Raw genomic sequence first — 16728 nt, 5'->3', positions numbered from 1 at the left:
CTCAGACCTCCACCTTGATCATCCGGCTCATCCAGAAGACGCCGACCGAGAGCAGCAGCCCGGCACCGATCAGCATCGCGATGCCGATCGGCGTCACGAAGAGCGGGTGCACGTAGTCGCCGTTGGCGACCACGAGGTAGAGCAGGAACGCCGGGGGCAGGCCGCCCAGCACCCACGCGGACAGCTTGCCCTCGGCGGCGAGCGCCGCCACCTGGCGGCGCATGTACTCGCGCTCGCGCATCGTGCCCGCGACGTTCTCGAGGAGCTCGGCGAGGTTGCCGCCCACCTGGCGCTGGATCTTGATCGCCATCACGACCCAGGCGAAGTCCTTGCTCTCGAAGCGCTCGCCGACGCCCTCGAGGGCGTCCTCGAGCGGCACGCCGAGGCGGGTCTCGATCAGCACCCGCTTGAACTCCGAGGCGACCGGCTCGACGCCCTCGCGGACGATCGTGTCGACGGACTGGGCCAGGGAGAGGCCCGCGGCCAGCGAGCCGGACATCAGCTGCAGGGTGTCGGGCAGGGAGGTGTCGAAGGCCTTGCGGCGGCGCGAGCCACGCACGCCGAGGTAGATCCACGGGCCGACCAGGCCCAGGGCGAGGAACAGCAGGCCGATCATCAGGCTGCCGGTGCCGAGCAGCAGCCCGAGGACTCCGGCCCCCACCACGATCGCTGTGTGGAGCAGCAGCCACTCGGCGGCCTTGAGGTCGCTGCCGGCGGACTGCAGCCGCTGCGAGATCCGGGCGTCGAGCGACTTGTTGCGCTGCAGCACCTCGGTCGCGGCGTGGGTCGCCTGGGCCAGCGCCTGCTCGGTGTCGGCGCGCGGCGCGGGGGTGCGGCCCCCGACGGTGTCGGTGTACGTCGTCACGACGGTCTCGGCGCTGAGCGGGGCCGGCTTGGCCGGGACGAGCAGGAGCAGCACGGCGACCAGGCCGACGCCGAGCGCCCCGGTGCCGGCGTACATCATCCAGGCGGGCGGTGCCCAGCCCGGCTCCGCAGCGGGACCGGCGGCGGCGGTGGCGGCCGGTGCGCGGTCGGAGCCGATGGTGGTGAAGGCACGGGCCTCGAGGTCGCCGGTGTCGGTGGGCAGGGTCACCGCGACGGTGGCCTCGGTCGCGGTGACCCCGGCCGGGACCTGCGCGGTCACGAGCACCTGCCGGGCGAGGACGTCGGCCTCGCGGGCGAACGCCCGGCGCAGGGCGCCGGAGTCGGCGGTGACGACGCGGCCGGAGCCGGCCTTCGCCATCGCGCGGAGCGGGGCGACGGCGGAGCCGGTCTGGTCGAGCGAGACCACGTCCACGATCAGCTCGGCGCCCGTGATCGCGTCGGTCACGTCGGCGAGCGGGGTGTCGGTCGTGTCCGCCCCGTCGGAGAGCACGACGAGCGTGCGCTGGCCCTCGGTGCCGGCCATGTCGGCGGCGGCGAGCACCCCGTCGTACAGCTTCGTCTGCCTGCTCAGCGACAGGGCCCCGACCACCTCGCGGGCGCGGTCCCGGTCCGTGGTCGGCTCCAGAAGCGGCGACACCTCGCCGGCGAACGAGACGACCCCGACCTCGACGTCGTCGGGGACGGCGTCGAGGAAGGCCAGGGCGGCGGACTGGGCGGCGGCGAAGCGCAGGCCGCGCATGGAGTTGCTCGTGTCGATCGCGAGCACCGCGGTCCGGCGCACGTCGGTGGTCGTGGCGGCCAGGCGGGCCTCGGACTCCGCGACCCGGTCGTCGACGGTCACCGCGACGCCGCTCAGGTCGACGGTCGCGTCGGCCGGCACGTTGACCAGGACCTGCAGGCCGGTGCGCGACGACTCCACGTGGGCGATGGAGGGGCCGTCGTCGGCCGCCAGCGCCGCGGGTGCGGTGCCGAGCAGGAGGACCGTGGCCAGGGCGCCGGCCCGGAGCACGTGTCGGGCCAGGGTGGTGGAGGGGGAGGAGGTCAGCCGGGGCACGGGGGTCTCCGGCTCACATCATGTCCGTCGCGAACAGCATGGGGTCCACGGTCACGTTGGCGTAGGCCATCTTCTCGAGGAACTTCGGTCGCAGGCCGGTCGAGCGCAGCCGCCCCAGGGCGTGGCCCTCGGCGTCGAAGCCGGCCGAGTTGTCGAAGACGAAGACGTCCTGGAGCGTGATCACGTCGCCCTCCATCCGCTCGACCTCGGTGATGTGGGTGATCCGGCGGCTGCCGTCCTTGAAGCGGGTCTGGTGGACGATGAGGTCGACCGCGGAGGCGACCTGCTCGCGGATGGCGCGGACGGGCAGGTCCATCCCGGCCATCAGCACCATCGTCTCCATGCGGGCCAGGGTGTCGCGGGGCCCGTTGGAGTGCAGGGTGCAGATGGAGCCGTCGTGGCCGGTGTTCATGGCCTGGAGCATGTCGAGCGCGGACGCGTCGCGGACCTCGCCGACGATGATCCGGTCGGGCCGCATCCGCAGGCTGTTCTTGACCAGGTCGCGGATGTCGACCGCGCCCTTGCCCTCGATGTTCGACGGGCGGGACTCGAGCCGGACCACGTGCTCCTGCTTGAGCTGCAGCTCCGCGGCGTCCTCGATGGTGACGATCCGCTCGTCCTCGGGGATGAACGACGAGAGCACGTTGAGCGTCGTCGTCTTGCCCGCCCCGGTGCTGCCCGACACGATCACGTTCAGCCGGCCGCGCACGCACGCGTCCAGGAAGTCCTTGGTGCGCGGCGTCAGCGAGCCGAACTTCACCAGGTCGTCGGCCGTCAGCGGGTCGGTGGCGAACTTGCGGATGGTGAGCGCCGAGCCGTCGACGGCCAGCGGGGGGATGACGGCGTTGACGCGGCTGCCGTCGGGCAGGCGGGCGTCGACCATCGGGCTGGACTCGTCGACGCGGCGGCCGATGCGCGACACGATCTTGTCGATGGTCCGGCGCAGGTGCGCCTCGTCGGTGAAGTGCGCGTTCGCGACGACGAGGCGTCCGCTCTTCTCGAGGAAGATCTTGTCGTGGCGGTTCACCATGACCTCGGAGACGTCCGGGTCGCGCAGGAACGGCTCGATCGGGCCGTAGCCGAGGATGTCGTCGCTGATCTCCTGCGTCACCCGGGCGCGGTCGCTGCTGCTCAGCGGCCGGTCCTGGGCCGAGAGCACGTCGCCGAGCACCGCGCGGACCCGCTGGTCCAGCTCGTTCTGGTCCATGTCGGCGTCGTAGAGGTGCGGCCCGAGCTGCTTGAGCAGCTCGACGTGCACGTTGGCCTTGAGCTCCTCGATCCGGTCGCCCCCGCTCGCGAGGGTCGTACGACGGGGGGTGACGGGCGCCGGGGCGGGCGACGGTGCCGTGGCGGGGACCGGCTGCTCGGGCGTCGCGGCCCGGCGCTTGCCGGCGACCGGGGCGGCGGTGGCCGCGGCGATGGTCGCGGCGGGCGATCCCGTCTCCGGGGTCGGCGTGACGGCGAGCTCCGAGGCCGGGTCCGCAGCGGCGGACGCGGGGGCCGGCGGGGCGTCCCCGGCGGCGGCACCCTCGGCGGCGAGCAGGGCGGCGGCCTCGTCGGCGGCGGCCCGGGCGGCGGCGGCCTCGGCGCGGTCGGCGCGGCGCGCTGCGGCGAGGCGGTCGGCGAGGCTGCTCATCGGGTCACCTCCGGATCCTGAAGCGGCGGCCGGTCTTCTCCTGCTCACCGTCGACCTGGTCGACGGGCTGCGGGGCGGCCGGCTCCCCGGCGAGCTGGGTGGCGAGCACCCGGATCGCGCCCGAGGCCGCGTGACCGGGCGTGCCGACGACGATCGGGGTGCCGGCGTTGGTGGCGGCCGCGATCTCCAGCGACGTGGCGACCTGCGCGGCGACGGCCATCCCGAGGATGGCCTCGACCTTGTCGGCGCCGATGCCGACGGCGTCGTCGGCCCGGTTGAGCAGGAGGTGCCGGTGGCCGCGGGCGATGTTGAGCATCTCGAGGGTCTCGAGGGCGACCTTGACGTTCTTGAGCGTCGGCACGTCGAGCGTCGCCACGATGACGCACTCGTCGGTCTCGTCCAGGGCGGTCAGCGTCTGCTCGTCGAACGACGGGGCGGTGTCGACCACGACGTAGTCGAAGGACTCGCGCAGGGTCCGCAGCACCCGGGAGATGAGGGCGGGGGTGATCCGGTCCCGGACGTCGGGGTGGCTCGGGGCGGCCAGCACCATGAGGGAGTCCTGGTGGCGGGTCAGCAGGCCGTCGAGCAGCGCGGTGTCGAGGGAGTCCTCGGAGCCGATCGCGTGCTCGATGGAGTGGCTGGGGAAGAGCTGCATGGTGATCGCGACGTCGCCGAAGGCCAGGTCGAGGTCGACCAGGCAGACCTGCCGGGCGCCGCGGTCGGCCAGGGCGAGGGCGAGGTTGACCGCCATCGTCGTCTTGCCGACCCCGCCCTTGGGGGAGAAGACCGTGACGACCTTGCCGAGGTGCACGGCACCGGACGGGCCACGCAGCGCGACGTAGAGCTGGTGGGCGCGGCTGACGGCGTCGCCGACCGAGGCGAGGTCGCCGTGCGGCACGACGTCGCGGATGCCGGCCTTCATGGCCTGGGTGAGCACGTCGGTCGTCAGGTCGTGGCGGACCAGGACGACGCTGACCGTGGGCCGGCTGGTGCGGAGGTTCTCGGTGAGGCGGACGGCGTCGTCGAGGGCGAGGTTGGGCCCGAGGACGACGACGTACTCCTCGCTGTGCTGGGCCAGCCACGCGACCAGGCGGTCGGTGGAGTCGACGCCGTGGGCGCCGCTGGGCAGCACCGTCAGCAGCGACGTGACGATCGCGTTGTCGGGGTCAACGGCGGCAGGCATCGGGGCTCACTTGAAGAGGTTGAGGGACGTGACGGCCGGACCGGACGACACCGAGCTGGAGCCCGTGAGCAGCGCGAAGGCGAGCTCGCCGTTCGCGGAGGCGAACAGCACGCGCTGGGCGTCCTTCTGGTCGAGGGAGAGCGTGAGCAGGGTCCGCGGCAGCTGCTCGGTGGTCTGCTGCCCGGACTGGTCGGTGGTGGTCGTGGAGACCGGGGTGGTCGACCCGACCCCCAGGACCGTCACCCGGTCGAGGAGCACCCGGGTGAACGGGTCGCCGGTGGTGGCGTCGGCACCGTTGAGGAAGACCGCGACCTCGGAGCCGGGGTTCACGAAGCCGGCCACACGCGCCGGGTCGGTCAGGTTGACGGAGATCGCGAGCTGGCCCTTGGGGATCTGCAGGGACGTGGCCGCCTCGGCCTGGCCGCCGAACTTGTCGCTGATGATCTGCTCGCCGGGGTAGATGCGGGTCAGCGCGACGAGGCCCTTGAGGCCGTCGATGCTGGTCTGGTAGTCCGGCAGCAGCTGCGACTGCGGCACCGGCTGGGAGTCCAGCTTGCCGTTGGCCGCCGCGTCCTCGATCGTCTCGCCTGCCTCGATGGGCGCGATCGCCCGCAGGACCAGGACGGTGTCGAACTGCTGCGCGGCGCGGGTGTCGGCGCCCTTGACGTAGAGGAACACGAGCACGGTGCCGAGCGCGGCCACCACGGCAGCCGCGATGAGCAGCACTCTGCGTCGATCCATCATCGGCCTCTTTCCGGACTGTCGTACGGCTGGGAGCCCCCGCCTAGCAGCCGGATCTTTCGCGTTCGAGCACCGCGTCCCACCCGAGGAGGCGCTGGCACCACGCGTCACTCTAGGAGAGTCGCACCCCAGACGTCGGCAATTGGGGACATGTGTCGTCCGACGTCTGGCCCGGTCAGGACGGGTAGAGCGCCGCGACGTCCTCGCGGAACTCGCGCATCACGACGTTGCGCTTCAGCTTGAGGCTGGGGGTGAGCTGCCCGCCCTCCTCGGTCCAGTCCTCCGGGAGGATCGTGAACTTGCGGATCGACTCGGCCTTGGAGACCGCCTTGTTGGCGTCGTCGACGGCCGACTGGACCGCGGCACGCAGGTCGGGGTCGTCGACGAGGTCGGCGACGCTGCCGGACTTGCCGTGCGCCTCCGCCCAGGCCGGGAAGGACTCGGGGTCGATCGTGACCAGCGCCGCGATGAAGGGCTGGCCGTCGCCGACGACCATGCACTGGCTGACCAGCGCGTGCGCGCGGAGCCGGTCCTCGAGCACCGCGGGGGCGACGTTCTTGCCGCCCGCCGTCACGAGGATCTCCTTCTTGCGCCCGGTGATCCGCACGAAGCCCTCGTCGTCGACCTCGCCGACGTCGCCGGTGTGGAACCAGCCGTCGCGCTCGAGCGCCTCGCGGGTGGCCTCCTCGTTCTCCCAGTAGCCGGCGAAGACCTGGCCCCCCTTGAAGAGGAGCTCGCCGTCGTCGGCGACGCGGACCGCGGTGCCGGGCAGCGGGCGCCCGACGGTGCCGATCTTGGTGGCGTCCGGCAGGTTCACGGTGAGCGCGGCGCTGGTCTCGGTGAGGCCGTAGCCCTCGAGGACGACGAGGCCGATGCCGCGGTAGAAGTGGCCGAGGCGGTCACCGAGCGGGGCACCGCCGGAGACGGCGTACTCGCACGCCCCGCCGAGGGCCTCGCGCAGCTTGCCGTAGACCAGCCGGCTGAAGAGCGCGTGCTGCGCGCGGACGGCCAGCGAGGGCCGGCCCCGGTCCAGGCCGCGCGAGTAGGCGATCGCGGTCTCGGCCGCCCGGTCGAAGATCTTGCCCTTGCCGTCGGCGGCTGCGCGCTGCGAGGCGGTGTTGAAGACCTTCTCGAAGACCCGGGGCACGGCCAGCACGAAGGTCGGCCGGAACTCCTGCAGGTCCGCGACGAGGTTCTTGATGTCGGCGCTGTGGCCCAGGCGGGTCCGGGACTTCACCGAGCCGACCTGGATGATCCGGGCGAACACGTGGGCCAGCGGCAGGAAGAGCAGCGTCGAGGCGCCCTCGGTCGAGAAGAGCTTCTCGAGCTCGTCGACGGCCACGCCCAGCTCGAACATGAAGTTGCCGTGCGTGAGCATGCAGCCCTTGGGGCGGCCGGTGGTCCCGGAGGTGTAGATCAGCGTCGCGAGGTCGAGGGGGGTCGCGGTCGTACGCCGCGTCTCGAGGTCGGCGTCGGAGATGTCGGCGCCCAGCCGGCCGAGCACGTCGACCGCGTTGTCGGCCAGCGACCACACGTGGTTGAGGTGCTCGAGGTCGCCGCGGGCCTCGTTGACCCGGGCCATGTGCTCGGGGCCCTCGGCCACGACGGCACGCGCGCCGGAGTCGCGCAGGATCCAGGCGACCTGCTCGGAGGAGGAGGTCTCGTAGACGGGCACGGTCACGCACCCGGCGAACCAGATGGCGTAGTCGAGCAGCGTCCACTCGTAGCGGGTCTTGGAGATGAGGGCGACGCGGTCGCCGGGCTCGAGGCCCGCCGCGATCAGGCCCTTGGCGACCGCACTCACCTCCGCGAGGAACGTCGCCGAGGTGACGTCCTGCCAGGTGCCGTCGACGCGCCGGCTGAAGACGGCCTGGTCGGCCGCCTCCCGGGCGTTGGCGACGACGTCGTCGGTGAGGTTCCCGGTGGCCGGGACCTCGATCGTCAGGGGCGTGGAGAACTCACGCACGATGCCTCCTCAGGACCCACCCGGAACTCGCGTCCCGGGGCTCATCGGGGAGGTTACCGCTGCGTGAGCGCGCCCGTTCCATCCGGTACGCTCGCAGCGCAACGCGCACGCCGCCGGGCTCCGTGCCCATGTCTCGAAAGCAGGCTCACGATGGCCGAGCAGACGACGTCCTCGATCGTCATCGACGCGCCCGCCGCCGACGTGATGGCGGTCATCGCCGACTTCGACGCCTACCCCGCCTGGGCCAAGGGCGTGAAGACCGCGGACGTCGTGTCGACCTACGACAAGGGCGCCGCCCAGGGCCGCGCCGAGCAGGTCTTCTTCATCCTCGACGTGTCGCCGATCAAGGACGAGTACACCCTCGCCTACACCTGGGACGCGGACCGCCAGGTCACCTGGACCCTCGTCGAGGGCAAGATGCTGCGCGCGCTGGACGGGGCCTACGTCCTCGAGGACCGCGGCGACGGCTCGACCGAGGTGACCTACCGGCTCGCCCTCGACGTCTCGATCCCGCTGATCGGCATGCTCAAGCGCAAGGGCGAGAAGATCCTGATCGACACCGCGCTCAAGGGACTGAAGAAGCGCGTCGAGCAGCTCGGCTGACGCCGGGCTCCCCGAGGCACCCGGACATCGTGCGCATCCTCCTCTTCACCGGCAAGGGCGGCGTCGGCAAGTCCACGGTCGCGGCCGGTACGGCGGCGCTCGCGGCCGCCGGCGGCCACCGCACCCTGGTGCTCTCCACCGACCCGGCGCACTCGCTCGCCGACGCCTTCGGGGCGCTCGTCGGCCCCGAGCCGACCGAGGTGGCGCCGTACCTCTTCGTGCAGCAGGTCGACGCCCAGCTCCGCTTCGAGCAGTCGTGGGCGGAGATCCAGGGCTACCTGCTCTCGGTCCTCGACGTCGCCGGGGTCGACCCGGTCGCGGCGGAGGAGCTGACGGTCATCCCGGGCGCCGAGGAGGTGCTGGCGCTGCTCGAGCTGCGGCTGCACGCCCTCTCCGACGAGTGGGACGTCATCGTCGTCGACTGCGCGCCGACCGCCGAGACCCTGCGCCTGCTGGCGCTCCCGGAGGCGCTCGGGTGGTACATGCAGCGCGTGCTGCCGATGGAGCGCCGCGTGGTCAAGGCGCTGCGCCCGGTGCTGCAGCGGGCCGCCGGCGTGCCGATGCCCGGAGACAGCGTCTTCGACGCCGTCGAGCGGCTGCACGCCGAGCTCGAGGAGGTCCGGGCGCTGCTGTCCGGCCCGGACAGCAGCGTGCGCCTGGTGCTGACCCCGGAGAGCGTGGTGCTCGCCGAGGCCCGCCGCTCCTACACGACGCTGTCGCTCTACGGCTACCGCGTCGACGGCGTCGTCGCGAACCGCGTCTTCCCCGCCGAGGGCGCCGACGACTGGCGCGCGGGATGGGTGGTCGCGCAGGACGAGGTGCTGCTGCAGGCCGAGCAGTCCTTCGCCGGGCTGCCGATCTGGCGCTCGGTCTACCGCCCCGGCGAGCCGGTCGGCGTGGCGGCCCTGACCCAGCTCGCGCGGGAGGTGTACGACGGCGACGACCCGCTCGCGGTGCCGCGCGGCGACGGCCCCTACCGCGTCACCCGGAGCTCGGCGGGGGCGCTGCTGCGGCTGGCCCTGCCGAACGTCGTCCGCAGCGACGTCGACCTCGCCCGCCATGGCGACGACCTGGTCGTGACCGTGGGGTCGTATCGTCGTCTCCTCACGCTGCCCTCGGGGCTCTCGCGCCACCGGGTGGCCGGGGCCCGGGTCGAGCAGGGTGAGCTGCAGGTGCGCTTCGTCGAGGCCGCCGCACGCGACCAGGACCAGGACCGGGGGAGCAGCACGTGAGCGAGCCGCCGCACGACGAGCCCGTGGGCAGCGTCGCCGACGAGGCGGCCAAGCTCTTCGGTGCGCTCTCCGACTGGGCCAAGGACCACGGCTCCGACCTGGGGCAGGGCCTGTCCGGGCTGGCCACGCACGCCGTGAGCGCCGCGCAGCAGGTCGACGAGCACGTCGCGACCGGCAGCGCCGAGTGCACCTACTGCCCGATCTGCCGCACCGTCCACGTCGTCCGCCAGACCAGCCCCGAGGTGCGCGCCCACCTGGCGAGCGCCGCCGCCTCGTTGATGCAGGCGGCCGCGGGGATCCTGGCGACGGCGGTGCCGGACGGCGCCGGCGGGGGCCGCGCGGGGCCGGCTGCCGGTCGCGGCGCGGTGGAACGGATCGACCTGGACGACGACGGGGACACGACCGGGGCCTGGCCCGGGGAGGACGACGCATGACGCTGACCTGTGGGGTCGATGTCGGAGGCACGAAGATCGCCGGTGGCGTGATCGACGAGGACGGCACCATCCTCGAGGAGCACCGCGTGGAGTCGCCGGCGACCGACGCCGAGGCGATCGAGGAGGCCATCGCCGGCCTCGTCAAGGAGCTGAGCTCCCGCCACGAGATCTCCGCCGTGGGCGTCGGGGCCGCCGGCTACATCGACCGCTCGCGCGCGGTCGTGATGTTCGCGCCCAACATCGCCTGGCGCAACGTGGACCTCAAGGCCGAGCTCGAGGCCCGGGTCGACCTGCCCGTCGTCATCGAGAACGACGCCAACGCAGCGGCGTGGGGCGAGTTCCGCTTCGGCGCGGGCCACGACGTGGACGACCTGCTGCTGGTCACGGTCGGCACCGGCGTCGGCGGAGGGGTCGTGCTGGACGGCTCGCTGTACCGCGGCGCGTTCGGCGTCGGCGCCGAGATCGGCCACATGCGGGTGGTGCCGGACGGCATCCTCTGCGGCTGCGGCAACCACGGCTGCTTCGAGCAGTACGGCAGCGGCTCGGCCCTGGTCCGCGAGGCCCGGGCCGCGGCGCGGGGCGGCTCGCTGCTGGCCCGCGGCCTGCTGGACCGCGCCGGTGGTGACCCGGACAAGATCACCGGCCCCCTGATCACCGAGGCGGCCCGCGACGGCGACCCCTTCGCGGTCGAGCAGCTGGCCGCCCTCGGGCGCTGGCTGGGCGAGGGCATCGCCTCGCTGACCGCGGTGCTGGACCCGGCCGTCGTCGTCATCGGCGGCGGCGTCAGCGAGGCCGACGAGCTGCTGCTGGCCCCGACCCGGGCCGCGTTCGCCTCCCAGCTCACCGGTCGCGGGCACCGCCCCGCGCTGGAGATCCGCAAGGCACGGCTCGGCAACCGGGCCGGCCTGATCGGCGCTGCCGACCTGGCGCGACGGTAGGACCCGTGGCGCTGTTCATCGGGGTCGACGTGGGCGGCACCAAGGTGCTCGCGGCCGAGGTCTCGAGCGGCGGCGAGCTGCGTCGCACCGCCCGTCGTACGACGCCCGGCCGGCGTGTCGATGCGGCGCTGGTCGAGGACGCCCTGACCGCGGCGGTCGCCGAGGTCGCGGACGGCCGCCCGGTGGACGGGGTCGGGATCGCGGCGGCCGGCTTCGTGGACCGGGCCGGCGAGCGGGTGATGTTCGCCCCGCACCTGCCGTGGCGGGGCGAGGACGTCAGGGCCCGGCTGAGCACTCGCTGGCGCACCCTGGTCGCGCTCGACAACGACGCCAACTGCGCGGCCCGGGCCGAGCACGCGCACGGGGCGGCCCGAGGGATCGACGACGCCGTCGTGCTGACGCTCGGCACCGGGATCGGCGGCGCGCTGCTCCTCGGGGGCCGCGTGCACCGCGGCCGCAACGGGATGGCGGGGGAGTTCGGCCACATGCAGGTCGTCCCCGAGGGCCAGCCCTGCCAGTGCGGCGGCCGCGGCTGCTGGGAGCAGTACTCCAGCGGCAACGCCCTGGTCCGCTACGCCCGGGACCGGATCGGCCGTGAGCCGACCGTTCTCGAGGAGGCGTGCGGCGGCAACCCCGAGCAGATCACCGGGCCGATGGTGACCGCGGCCGCGGAGGACGGCGACCTCGTCGCCCGGCAGGCGTTCGCCTCGGTCGGCGACTGGCTGGGCGTCGGGGTCGCGAACCTCGTCGCCGCGCTCGACCCCGACTGCGTGGTCGTCGGCGGCGGGGTCTCCGCCGCGGGGGACCGGCTGCTGGAGCCGGCCCGCCACGCGCTGCTGCGCTCGCTGGTCGGCGCGGCCGACCGCGAGGTGCCGCCGCTGCTGCTCGCGACCCTGGGCCCGGAGGCCGGCGTCGTCGGCGCGGCCGACCTGGCCCGCGCCGAGGCGGCGTCCGGGGCCGGGCCCTCGGGTCAGGCCCTGCGGTAGTCCTCGACCAGCTCCTGCGCGAGCTGCTCGAGGAAGAGCCCCACGTCGGTGACGATGCCGCGGGCCTGCGAGGAGCCCCGGTCGGCCAGCTTGGTGACGGTGGCGGGGTTGATGTCGACGCAGACGAGCGGGATCGACGCCGGCAGGATGTTGCCGGTCGCGACCGAGTGCAGCATCGTCGCCACCATCAGGCAGAAGCCGACGTCGGTCAGCTCCGCCCGCATCGCCCGCTGGCCGTCGAGCACGTCGGTGTAGACGTCCGGCAGCGGGCCGTCGTCGCGCACCGAGCCGACGAGGACGAACTTCTTCTCGTGGCGGACCAGCGCGTGCATGATGCCGCCGGTCAGCACGCCGTTCTCGACGGCCGCCTTGATGGAGCCCTGCTTGCGGATCGTGTTGAGCGCCCGGATGTGGTGCTCGTGCCCGTGCTCGACGCCGCGGCCCTGGGCCAGGTCGACGCCCAGGCTGGTGCCGTAGAGCGACGACTCGATGTCGTGCGTGGCGAGCGCGTTGCCGGCGAACAGCACGTCGACGTACCCCGCGTCGACCATCGCGACCATGGCGGGCGCCGCACCGGTGTGGACGACGCCGGGTCCGCCCACCCAGAGCACCTTCTTGCCGGCGGCCTTGGCCTCCCGCATGCCGTCGGCGACCTGGCGCACCAGCACCGCCTGGGGCTTCTCGGAGGAGACGTCGGACTCCATGAAGCCGAACGCCTCGCCGCCCTTGTCGACCTTCGGGATGCTGACCTTGATGCCGGAGGCGCCGCAGACGACGAGCATGCCGGAGCGGACGTCGGACATCGGGAGCGTGTAGACGCGGACCGGCTCGCCGTCCTCGTTGCGCTCGAGGATCAGGCCGCAGTCCATCTCCGGGTTGCCGACCTGCAGCCACCGACCGTCGACGCGCACCCGCGTCTCGAGGTTGGTGGTCGAGTAGAAGCCGTCCGGGAAGACACCGTCGGCCAGGGTCAGCGAGACCTCGGCCTCGCCGGGGTCGACCATGTTGACCGCGCGGGTCTGCAGGCGCATCAGCAGCCGCTGCAGGCCCTCGTCGTCGTCGGTGATCACCGTGATGACCGCGTGCGACATGTCGTCGGTCTCGCGACCCACGTCGAACCGGTCGATGGTGTAGTCGCCGTTGTACTCGCGGATGTCGTCCAGGACGCGGGACAGCACCCCGTGGTCCATCAGGTGGCCGGTGATCTCGACGGTCTCGCTCACGCTCATGGGCGCGACCCTAGCCAAGGTGGCGCGCCGGTGCCGACGCGCGGGGGGTCAGAGCCGGGCGCCGTCGTCGCCCGGGTCGCGGGGGCCGCGCGGCATCTGCACGACGAGGTAGCCGAAGCCGCCCACGAAGGCGGCGACGAGCAGGTAGCCCGCCCAGCCGGGCAGCGGCAGGTTGAGCACGAGCGCGGCCAGCAGGACCGCGGGCGCCCCGAACAGCCCGAGCCAGGCGGCGAAGCGGTCCGGCGTGGCCCGGGGGACCGGCGGGGGTGCGGGCGGCACGAAGCGGTCCTCGTCCCGGGCGGCCGCCTCGGCGGGCGTCTCGTCGGGCTCGTCGGGCAGGTCCGGCAGCTCGTGACGCTGCTGCGGGAGGTCGCCCGGCTCGGGCTCGAGGTCGGCCCGGGCGCCGTAGTTGTCGACGATCGCGCGCCAGGCGTCGTCATCGCTGTCGCGTTGCACGGGACGAGGGTAGACCGCCGGACGAAGTCGTGCGGGCTGCCGGTGGGACGCGGGCCCGGGTTCAGGCCGAGGTCACGCGGGCGACGAACGCCGCGGACTCGTCGAAGATCTGCTGGGCGTCGTTGTCGATCGTGGCCACGTGGTAGCTGTCCTCGAGGCGTCGCTCGGTGATCTCGCGCGAGGAGACCTTGCTCGTGATGAGCGGCTGGGAGAGCTCGTCGACGACGTGGTCCACGGTGGAGCGGAAGTAGAGCAGCGGCGCGGTGACCTTGGGCAGGTCGGCGACGAGGGCCGGCCAGGCGCTGAACATCGAGTGGGCCGCCTTCAGGGGCGTCTTGGGGTAGCCGTGCTCGTCCGTGCCGGGCTTCTTGATGTCGTTGACGATCCCGGGGAAGGACGGCACCAGGTGCTTGAGCACCGGCAGCAGCTTCACGTCGAGCCGCTTGGTGGCCACGGCCGGGTTGACGACCACGACGCCCGACACGCGGTCGGGGTGGTCGGCGGCGAGGCGCAGCACCAGGGCCCCGCCCATCGACAGCCCGGCGAGCACGACCGCGTCGTTCTCGGTGCTCAGCTTGTCGAAGGCACGGCTGACCTCGGCGTACCAGTCCTCCCACCGGGTGGTGTTCATCTCCTGCCACGTGGTGCCGTGCCCGGGGAGCCGGGGCACCTCGACGGCGTACCCGAGCGCGGCGAGGTGCTCGCCCCAGGGCTTCATCGAGAACGGCGAGCCGGTGAAGCCGTGGCTGAGGAGGACGCCGACGCTCCGGCCCCCGGTGAGCTCCGGACGAGCGGCGACGGAGAGGGGGGCGGCGAGCGGGTGGACGGTCATGCGCCGCATTCTGCACCAGCGCGGGCGTGCTGTCCCGGACCCGCAGGGTCTAGTGTTCGTCCGAGCGGATGACCGCGTGGTCGACGAGGATCTTGGGGAGGTCGCAGGGTGTTCTACTGGTTCCTGAAGTGGGTCGCGATCGGTCCTCTCCTCCGCATCGTCTTCCGCCCCCACGTCGAGGGTGCCGAGCACGTGCCGGACGACGGCGCGGCCATCCTGGCCAGCAACCACCTGTCGTACGCCGACTGGCTCTTCATGCCGCTGACCCTGACCCGCCGGGTCACCTTCGTCGCCAAGGCGGAGTACTTCAACAGCCCGGGCATCAAGGGCTGGTTCCAGAAGAAGTTCTTCGCCGGCTCCGGCCAGGTGCCGATCGACCGGTCGGGCGCCTCGGCGGCCGAGGGCGCGCTGTCGGCGGCCAAGCGGATCCTCGAGCAGGGCGACCTCTTCGGGATCTACCCCGAGGGCACCCGCTCGCACGACGGCAAGCTCTACCGCGGCAAGACCGGCGTGGCCCGGCTCGCGCTCGAGACCCGGGTCCCCGTGATCCCCGTCGCGGTCGTCGGCACCGACGTGGTGGCGCCCCCGGGCAAGAAGTTCGGCACGTTCACCCGCCCCGTCGTCCGCTTCGGCCGGCCGCTGGACTTCTCGCGCTACGAGGGCATGGAGAACGACCGCTACATCCTGCGCTCGATCACCGACGAGATCATGTACGAGATCATGCGGCTCTCCGGCCAGGAGTACGTCGACCTCTACGCCACCCGGGCCAAGGAGGAGTCGAAGCGCCTCGACAAGGAGGCCGCCGAGGCGACCGCCCAGGCCAAGGCGAAGGCCGACGCCGAGGCCGAGGACGAGCAGAAGAAGGCGTCCTGACCTCGTCCGCACCGCCGGGCACCGGACCCGCGGCCCTGGCCGTCGAGGACCGCCTCTTCCGCGCGCTCGCCGTGCTGCGCGTGATCGTGCTGCTCAACGCCGTCGCGCTCAACCTCTACCGCGCCGGCAACTTCGCGCACCCCGGCGCCGGCGTCGCGGCGACCCTGGTGATGGTCGGCTGGACCGCCGTCGCGATCTGGGGCTACCACCAGCCGGTGCGACGTACGCCTGCCCTGCTCGTCGTCGACCTCGCGATGGCCGTCTCCCTGCTGCTGCTCTCCCCGGCGATCAAGGGCGCCGCCATGCAGGCGACCGTGCCCGGCTTCTGGGTGATGGGCGCGCTGCTCGCGTGGGCGGTGCACTGGCGCTGGGTGGGGGGCCTGGTCGCGGGCGTCGTGCTGGCGCTCGCCGACCTGGCGGTGCGGGACACCCTCACCCAGGCGAACTACGGCAACCTCTTCCTGATCCTCGTCGGCGGCCCCCTCGTCGGCTTCATGTGCGCGTCGCTGACCCGGATGGCCGACGAGCGGGACGTCGCCGAGCGGGCCGCCGCGGCCGCGGCCGAGCGGGCCCGGCTGGCCCGGGCCGTCCACGACGGGGTGCTGCAGGTGCTGGCCCTGGTGCAGCGCCGGGGCGCCGAGCTCGGCGGCGACGTGGCCGAGCTGGGGCGGCTGGCCGGCGAGCAGGAGGCCGCCCTGCGCACCCTGATCCGCCGCCAGGACGCCGTCGTCGCCCCGGCCCTCGCCGACGACCGGGCCGAGCGCGACCTGACGGACGCGCTGAGCCGCCTCGAGGCGGTCCGTCCGGTGACCGTGGCGGCGCCGGCCGAGCCGGTGCTGCTGCGCGGGGCCACGGTCGACGAGCTCGTCGCCGTCGTGGGCGCCTGCCTGGACAACGTCGCCACCCACGTCGGCGCGGACGCCCCCGCCTGGGTGCTCCTCGAGGCGTTCGGCGACCGGGTCGAGCTCTCGGTGCGCGACGAGGGCCCGGGCATCCCCGCCGGGCGCCTCGACGAGGCCGCCCGCGAGGGCCGGCTCGGGGTCAGCGAGTCGATCCGGGGGAGGGCCCTCGAGCTGGGCGGGACGGCCACCCTGCACACCGGCTCCTACGGCACCGAGTGGGAGATCGTGGTGCCCCGATGACGATCCACACGACGCACCCGTTCGCGGACGCCGAGCCGGACCCGCTGCGGCGCTTCCGGGGCCGCCTCGGCGGTGCCGTCACGCTGTGGACCTCCGGTACCGGCCCGACCGCCGGGGACGGGTGGGCCGGGCTGACCGTCTCCTCGGTCATGGTCGCCCACGGCGAGCCGGCCCGGGTGCTCGCGCTCGTCGACCCCGACTCCGACCTGGCCGACGCGCTGGCGGACACGGGGCGGGCCGTCGTCCACCTGCTGGCGTGGGAGCACCGCGACCTCGCCGAGGCCTTCGCCGGCACCGCCCCCGCGCCGGGCGGCCCGTTCCGGCAGGCGGCGTTCGAGCCCACCGCCTGGGGACCTCGGCTCCTCGACGCGCCCGCCCACGCCGGTGTGGTGCTGGAGTCGGCCACCGAGGTCGGGTGGTCGCGCCTGGTGACCTGCGTGGTCGAGGAGGTCGTGCTGGGCGAGGACGTCGATCCGCTGGTGCACCGACGAGGCCGCTACGTGCGCCCACCGGCCGGACCGCTCGTCTAGTCTCCCGG

16 protein-coding genes are annotated in these 16728 nt (G+C 73.4%); 8 read left to right on the top strand and 8 right to left on the bottom strand.

Going from position 1 to position 16728, the window contains the following annotated elements; all coding sequences use genetic code 11:
* Position 1: 1 nt before the first annotated feature.
* The 5 genes from H5V45_RS03670 to H5V45_RS03650 all read right to left on the bottom strand — a co-directional run bounded on the left by H5V45_RS03670 (position 2) and on the right by H5V45_RS03650 (position 7465).
* Positions 2-1939 carry a type II secretion system F family protein gene (locus tag H5V45_RS03670; RefSeq protein WP_185251694.1) on the bottom strand — a complete coding sequence of 646 codons (1938 nt, stop codon included), beginning with the start codon at positions 1937-1939 and terminating at the stop codon, positions 2-4.
* A 13-nt stretch (positions 1940-1952) separates the two neighbouring features.
* A complete protein-coding gene (locus H5V45_RS03665; protein ID WP_246415849.1) occupies positions 1953-3575 on the bottom strand; it encodes a TadA family conjugal transfer-associated ATPase in 1623 nt (540 codons plus the stop codon).
* A 4-nt stretch (positions 3576-3579) separates the two neighbouring features.
* Positions 3580-4758, bottom strand: a complete 1179-nt coding sequence (locus tag H5V45_RS03660; RefSeq protein WP_185251693.1) for a CpaE/TadZ family protein — start codon at positions 4756-4758, stop codon at positions 3580-3582.
* A gap of 6 nt (positions 4759-4764) precedes the next feature.
* On the bottom strand, positions 4765-5499 hold the full coding sequence (cpaB, locus tag H5V45_RS03655; protein WP_185251692.1) for a Flp pilus assembly protein CpaB: 735 nt from the start codon (positions 5497-5499) through the stop codon (positions 4765-4767).
* A gap of 175 nt (positions 5500-5674) precedes the next feature.
* Positions 5675-7465 carry an AMP-binding protein gene (locus H5V45_RS03650; protein WP_185251691.1) on the bottom strand — a complete coding sequence of 597 codons (1791 nt, stop codon included), beginning with the start codon at positions 7463-7465 and terminating at the stop codon, positions 5675-5677.
* 150 nt (positions 7466-7615) lie between these two features.
* On the opposite strand from H5V45_RS03650, the gene H5V45_RS03645 reads away from it, so the two are divergent.
* The 5 genes from H5V45_RS03645 to H5V45_RS03625 are packed head-to-tail and all read left to right on the top strand — an operon-like array spanning position 7616 to position 11658.
* Positions 7616-8068, top strand: coding sequence for an SRPBCC family protein (locus tag H5V45_RS03645; RefSeq protein ID WP_185251690.1), 453 nt, complete (start codon positions 7616-7618; stop codon positions 8066-8068).
* Positions 8069-8097: 29 nt separating this feature from the next.
* A complete protein-coding gene (locus tag H5V45_RS03640; RefSeq protein WP_185251689.1) occupies positions 8098-9300 on the top strand; it encodes a TRC40/GET3/ArsA family transport-energizing ATPase in 1203 nt (400 codons plus the stop codon).
* Positions 9297-9734 carry a hypothetical protein gene (locus H5V45_RS03635; RefSeq protein ID WP_185251688.1) on the top strand — a complete coding sequence of 146 codons (438 nt, stop codon included), beginning with the start codon at positions 9297-9299 and terminating at the stop codon, positions 9732-9734. Before H5V45_RS03640 ends, H5V45_RS03635 begins: the two co-directional genes overlap by 4 nt.
* Positions 9731-10672, top strand: coding sequence for an ROK family glucokinase (locus H5V45_RS03630; protein ID WP_185251687.1), 942 nt, complete (start codon positions 9731-9733; stop codon positions 10670-10672). The genes H5V45_RS03635 and H5V45_RS03630 overlap by 4 nt, the downstream gene beginning before the upstream one ends.
* A 5-nt stretch (positions 10673-10677) precedes the next feature.
* Positions 10678-11658, top strand: coding sequence for an ROK family protein (locus H5V45_RS03625; protein ID WP_185251686.1), 981 nt, complete (start codon positions 10678-10680; stop codon positions 11656-11658).
* Here H5V45_RS03625 and H5V45_RS03620 read toward each other — a convergent pair.
* The 3 genes from H5V45_RS03620 to H5V45_RS03610 all read right to left on the bottom strand — a co-directional run bounded on the left by H5V45_RS03620 (position 11643) and on the right by H5V45_RS03610 (position 14175).
* Positions 11643-12887, bottom strand: a complete 1245-nt coding sequence (locus H5V45_RS03620) for an ornithine cyclodeaminase, nickel-pincer nucleotide-dependent (RefSeq protein WP_185251685.1) — start codon at positions 12885-12887, stop codon at positions 11643-11645. The genes H5V45_RS03625 and H5V45_RS03620 overlap by 16 nt on opposite strands.
* A 48-nt stretch (positions 12888-12935) precedes the next feature.
* A complete protein-coding gene (locus H5V45_RS03615) occupies positions 12936-13343 on the bottom strand; it encodes a hypothetical protein (RefSeq protein ID WP_185251684.1) in 408 nt (135 codons plus the stop codon).
* Positions 13344-13404: 61 nt separating this feature from the next.
* On the bottom strand, positions 13405-14175 hold the full coding sequence (locus tag H5V45_RS03610) for an alpha/beta hydrolase (protein ID WP_185251683.1): 771 nt from the start codon (positions 14173-14175) through the stop codon (positions 13405-13407).
* A gap of 108 nt (positions 14176-14283) precedes the next feature.
* On the opposite strand from H5V45_RS03610, the gene H5V45_RS03605 reads away from it, so the two are divergent.
* Genes H5V45_RS03605 through H5V45_RS03595 form a run of 3 tightly spaced genes read left to right on the top strand, consistent with a single transcriptional unit; the run spans position 14284 to position 16720 of the window.
* Entirely contained in the window at positions 14284-15048 is a 765-nt protein-coding gene (locus H5V45_RS03605; protein ID WP_185251682.1) for a 1-acyl-sn-glycerol-3-phosphate acyltransferase, read from the top strand.
* Positions 15045-16190 carry a MacS family sensor histidine kinase gene (macS, locus tag H5V45_RS03600; protein ID WP_185254442.1) on the top strand — a complete coding sequence of 382 codons (1146 nt, stop codon included), beginning with the start codon at positions 15045-15047 and terminating at the stop codon, positions 16188-16190. The genes H5V45_RS03605 and macS overlap by 4 nt, the downstream gene beginning before the upstream one ends.
* On the top strand, positions 16187-16720 hold the full coding sequence (locus tag H5V45_RS03595) for a flavin reductase family protein (RefSeq protein ID WP_185251681.1): 534 nt from the start codon (positions 16187-16189) through the stop codon (positions 16718-16720). The genes macS and H5V45_RS03595 overlap by 4 nt, the downstream gene beginning before the upstream one ends.
* Positions 16721-16728 lie beyond the last annotated feature (8 nt).

The organism is Nocardioides luti, from assembly GCF_014212315.1.
GTDB lineage: Bacteria > Actinomycetota > Actinomycetes > Propionibacteriales > Nocardioidaceae > Nocardioides > Nocardioides luti.
Note: the sequence above shows the minus strand (reverse complement) of the source record. Positions and strands in the feature narration are given on the sequence as shown.

Bases quoted from the DNA above. Each gene is read 5' to 3' on its own strand.
- H5V45_RS03665 (WP_246415849.1), bottom strand. From the start codon at position 3,575: ATGAGCAGCCTCGCCGACCGCCTCGCCGCAGCGCGCCGCGCCGACCGC.
- H5V45_RS03660 (WP_185251693.1), bottom strand. From the start codon at position 4,758: ATGCCTGCCGCCGTTGACCCCGACAACGCGATCGTCACGTCGCTGCTG.
- cpaB (WP_185251692.1), bottom strand. From the start codon at position 5,499: ATGGATCGACGCAGAGTGCTGCTCATCGCGGCTGCCGTGGTGGCCGCG.
- H5V45_RS03645 (WP_185251690.1), top strand. From the start codon at position 7,616: ATGGCCGAGCAGACGACGTCCTCGATCGTCATCGACGCGCCCGCCGCC.
- H5V45_RS03630 (WP_185251687.1), top strand. From the start codon at position 9,731: ATGACGCTGACCTGTGGGGTCGATGTCGGAGGCACGAAGATCGCCGGT.
- H5V45_RS03620 (WP_185251685.1), bottom strand. From the start codon at position 12,887: ATGAGCGTGAGCGAGACCGTCGAGATCACCGGCCACCTGATGGACCAC.
- H5V45_RS03610 (WP_185251683.1), bottom strand. From the start codon at position 14,175: ATGACCGTCCACCCGCTCGCCGCCCCCCTCTCCGTCGCCGCTCGTCCG.
- H5V45_RS03595 (WP_185251681.1), top strand. From the start codon at position 16,187: ATGACGATCCACACGACGCACCCGTTCGCGGACGCCGAGCCGGACCCG.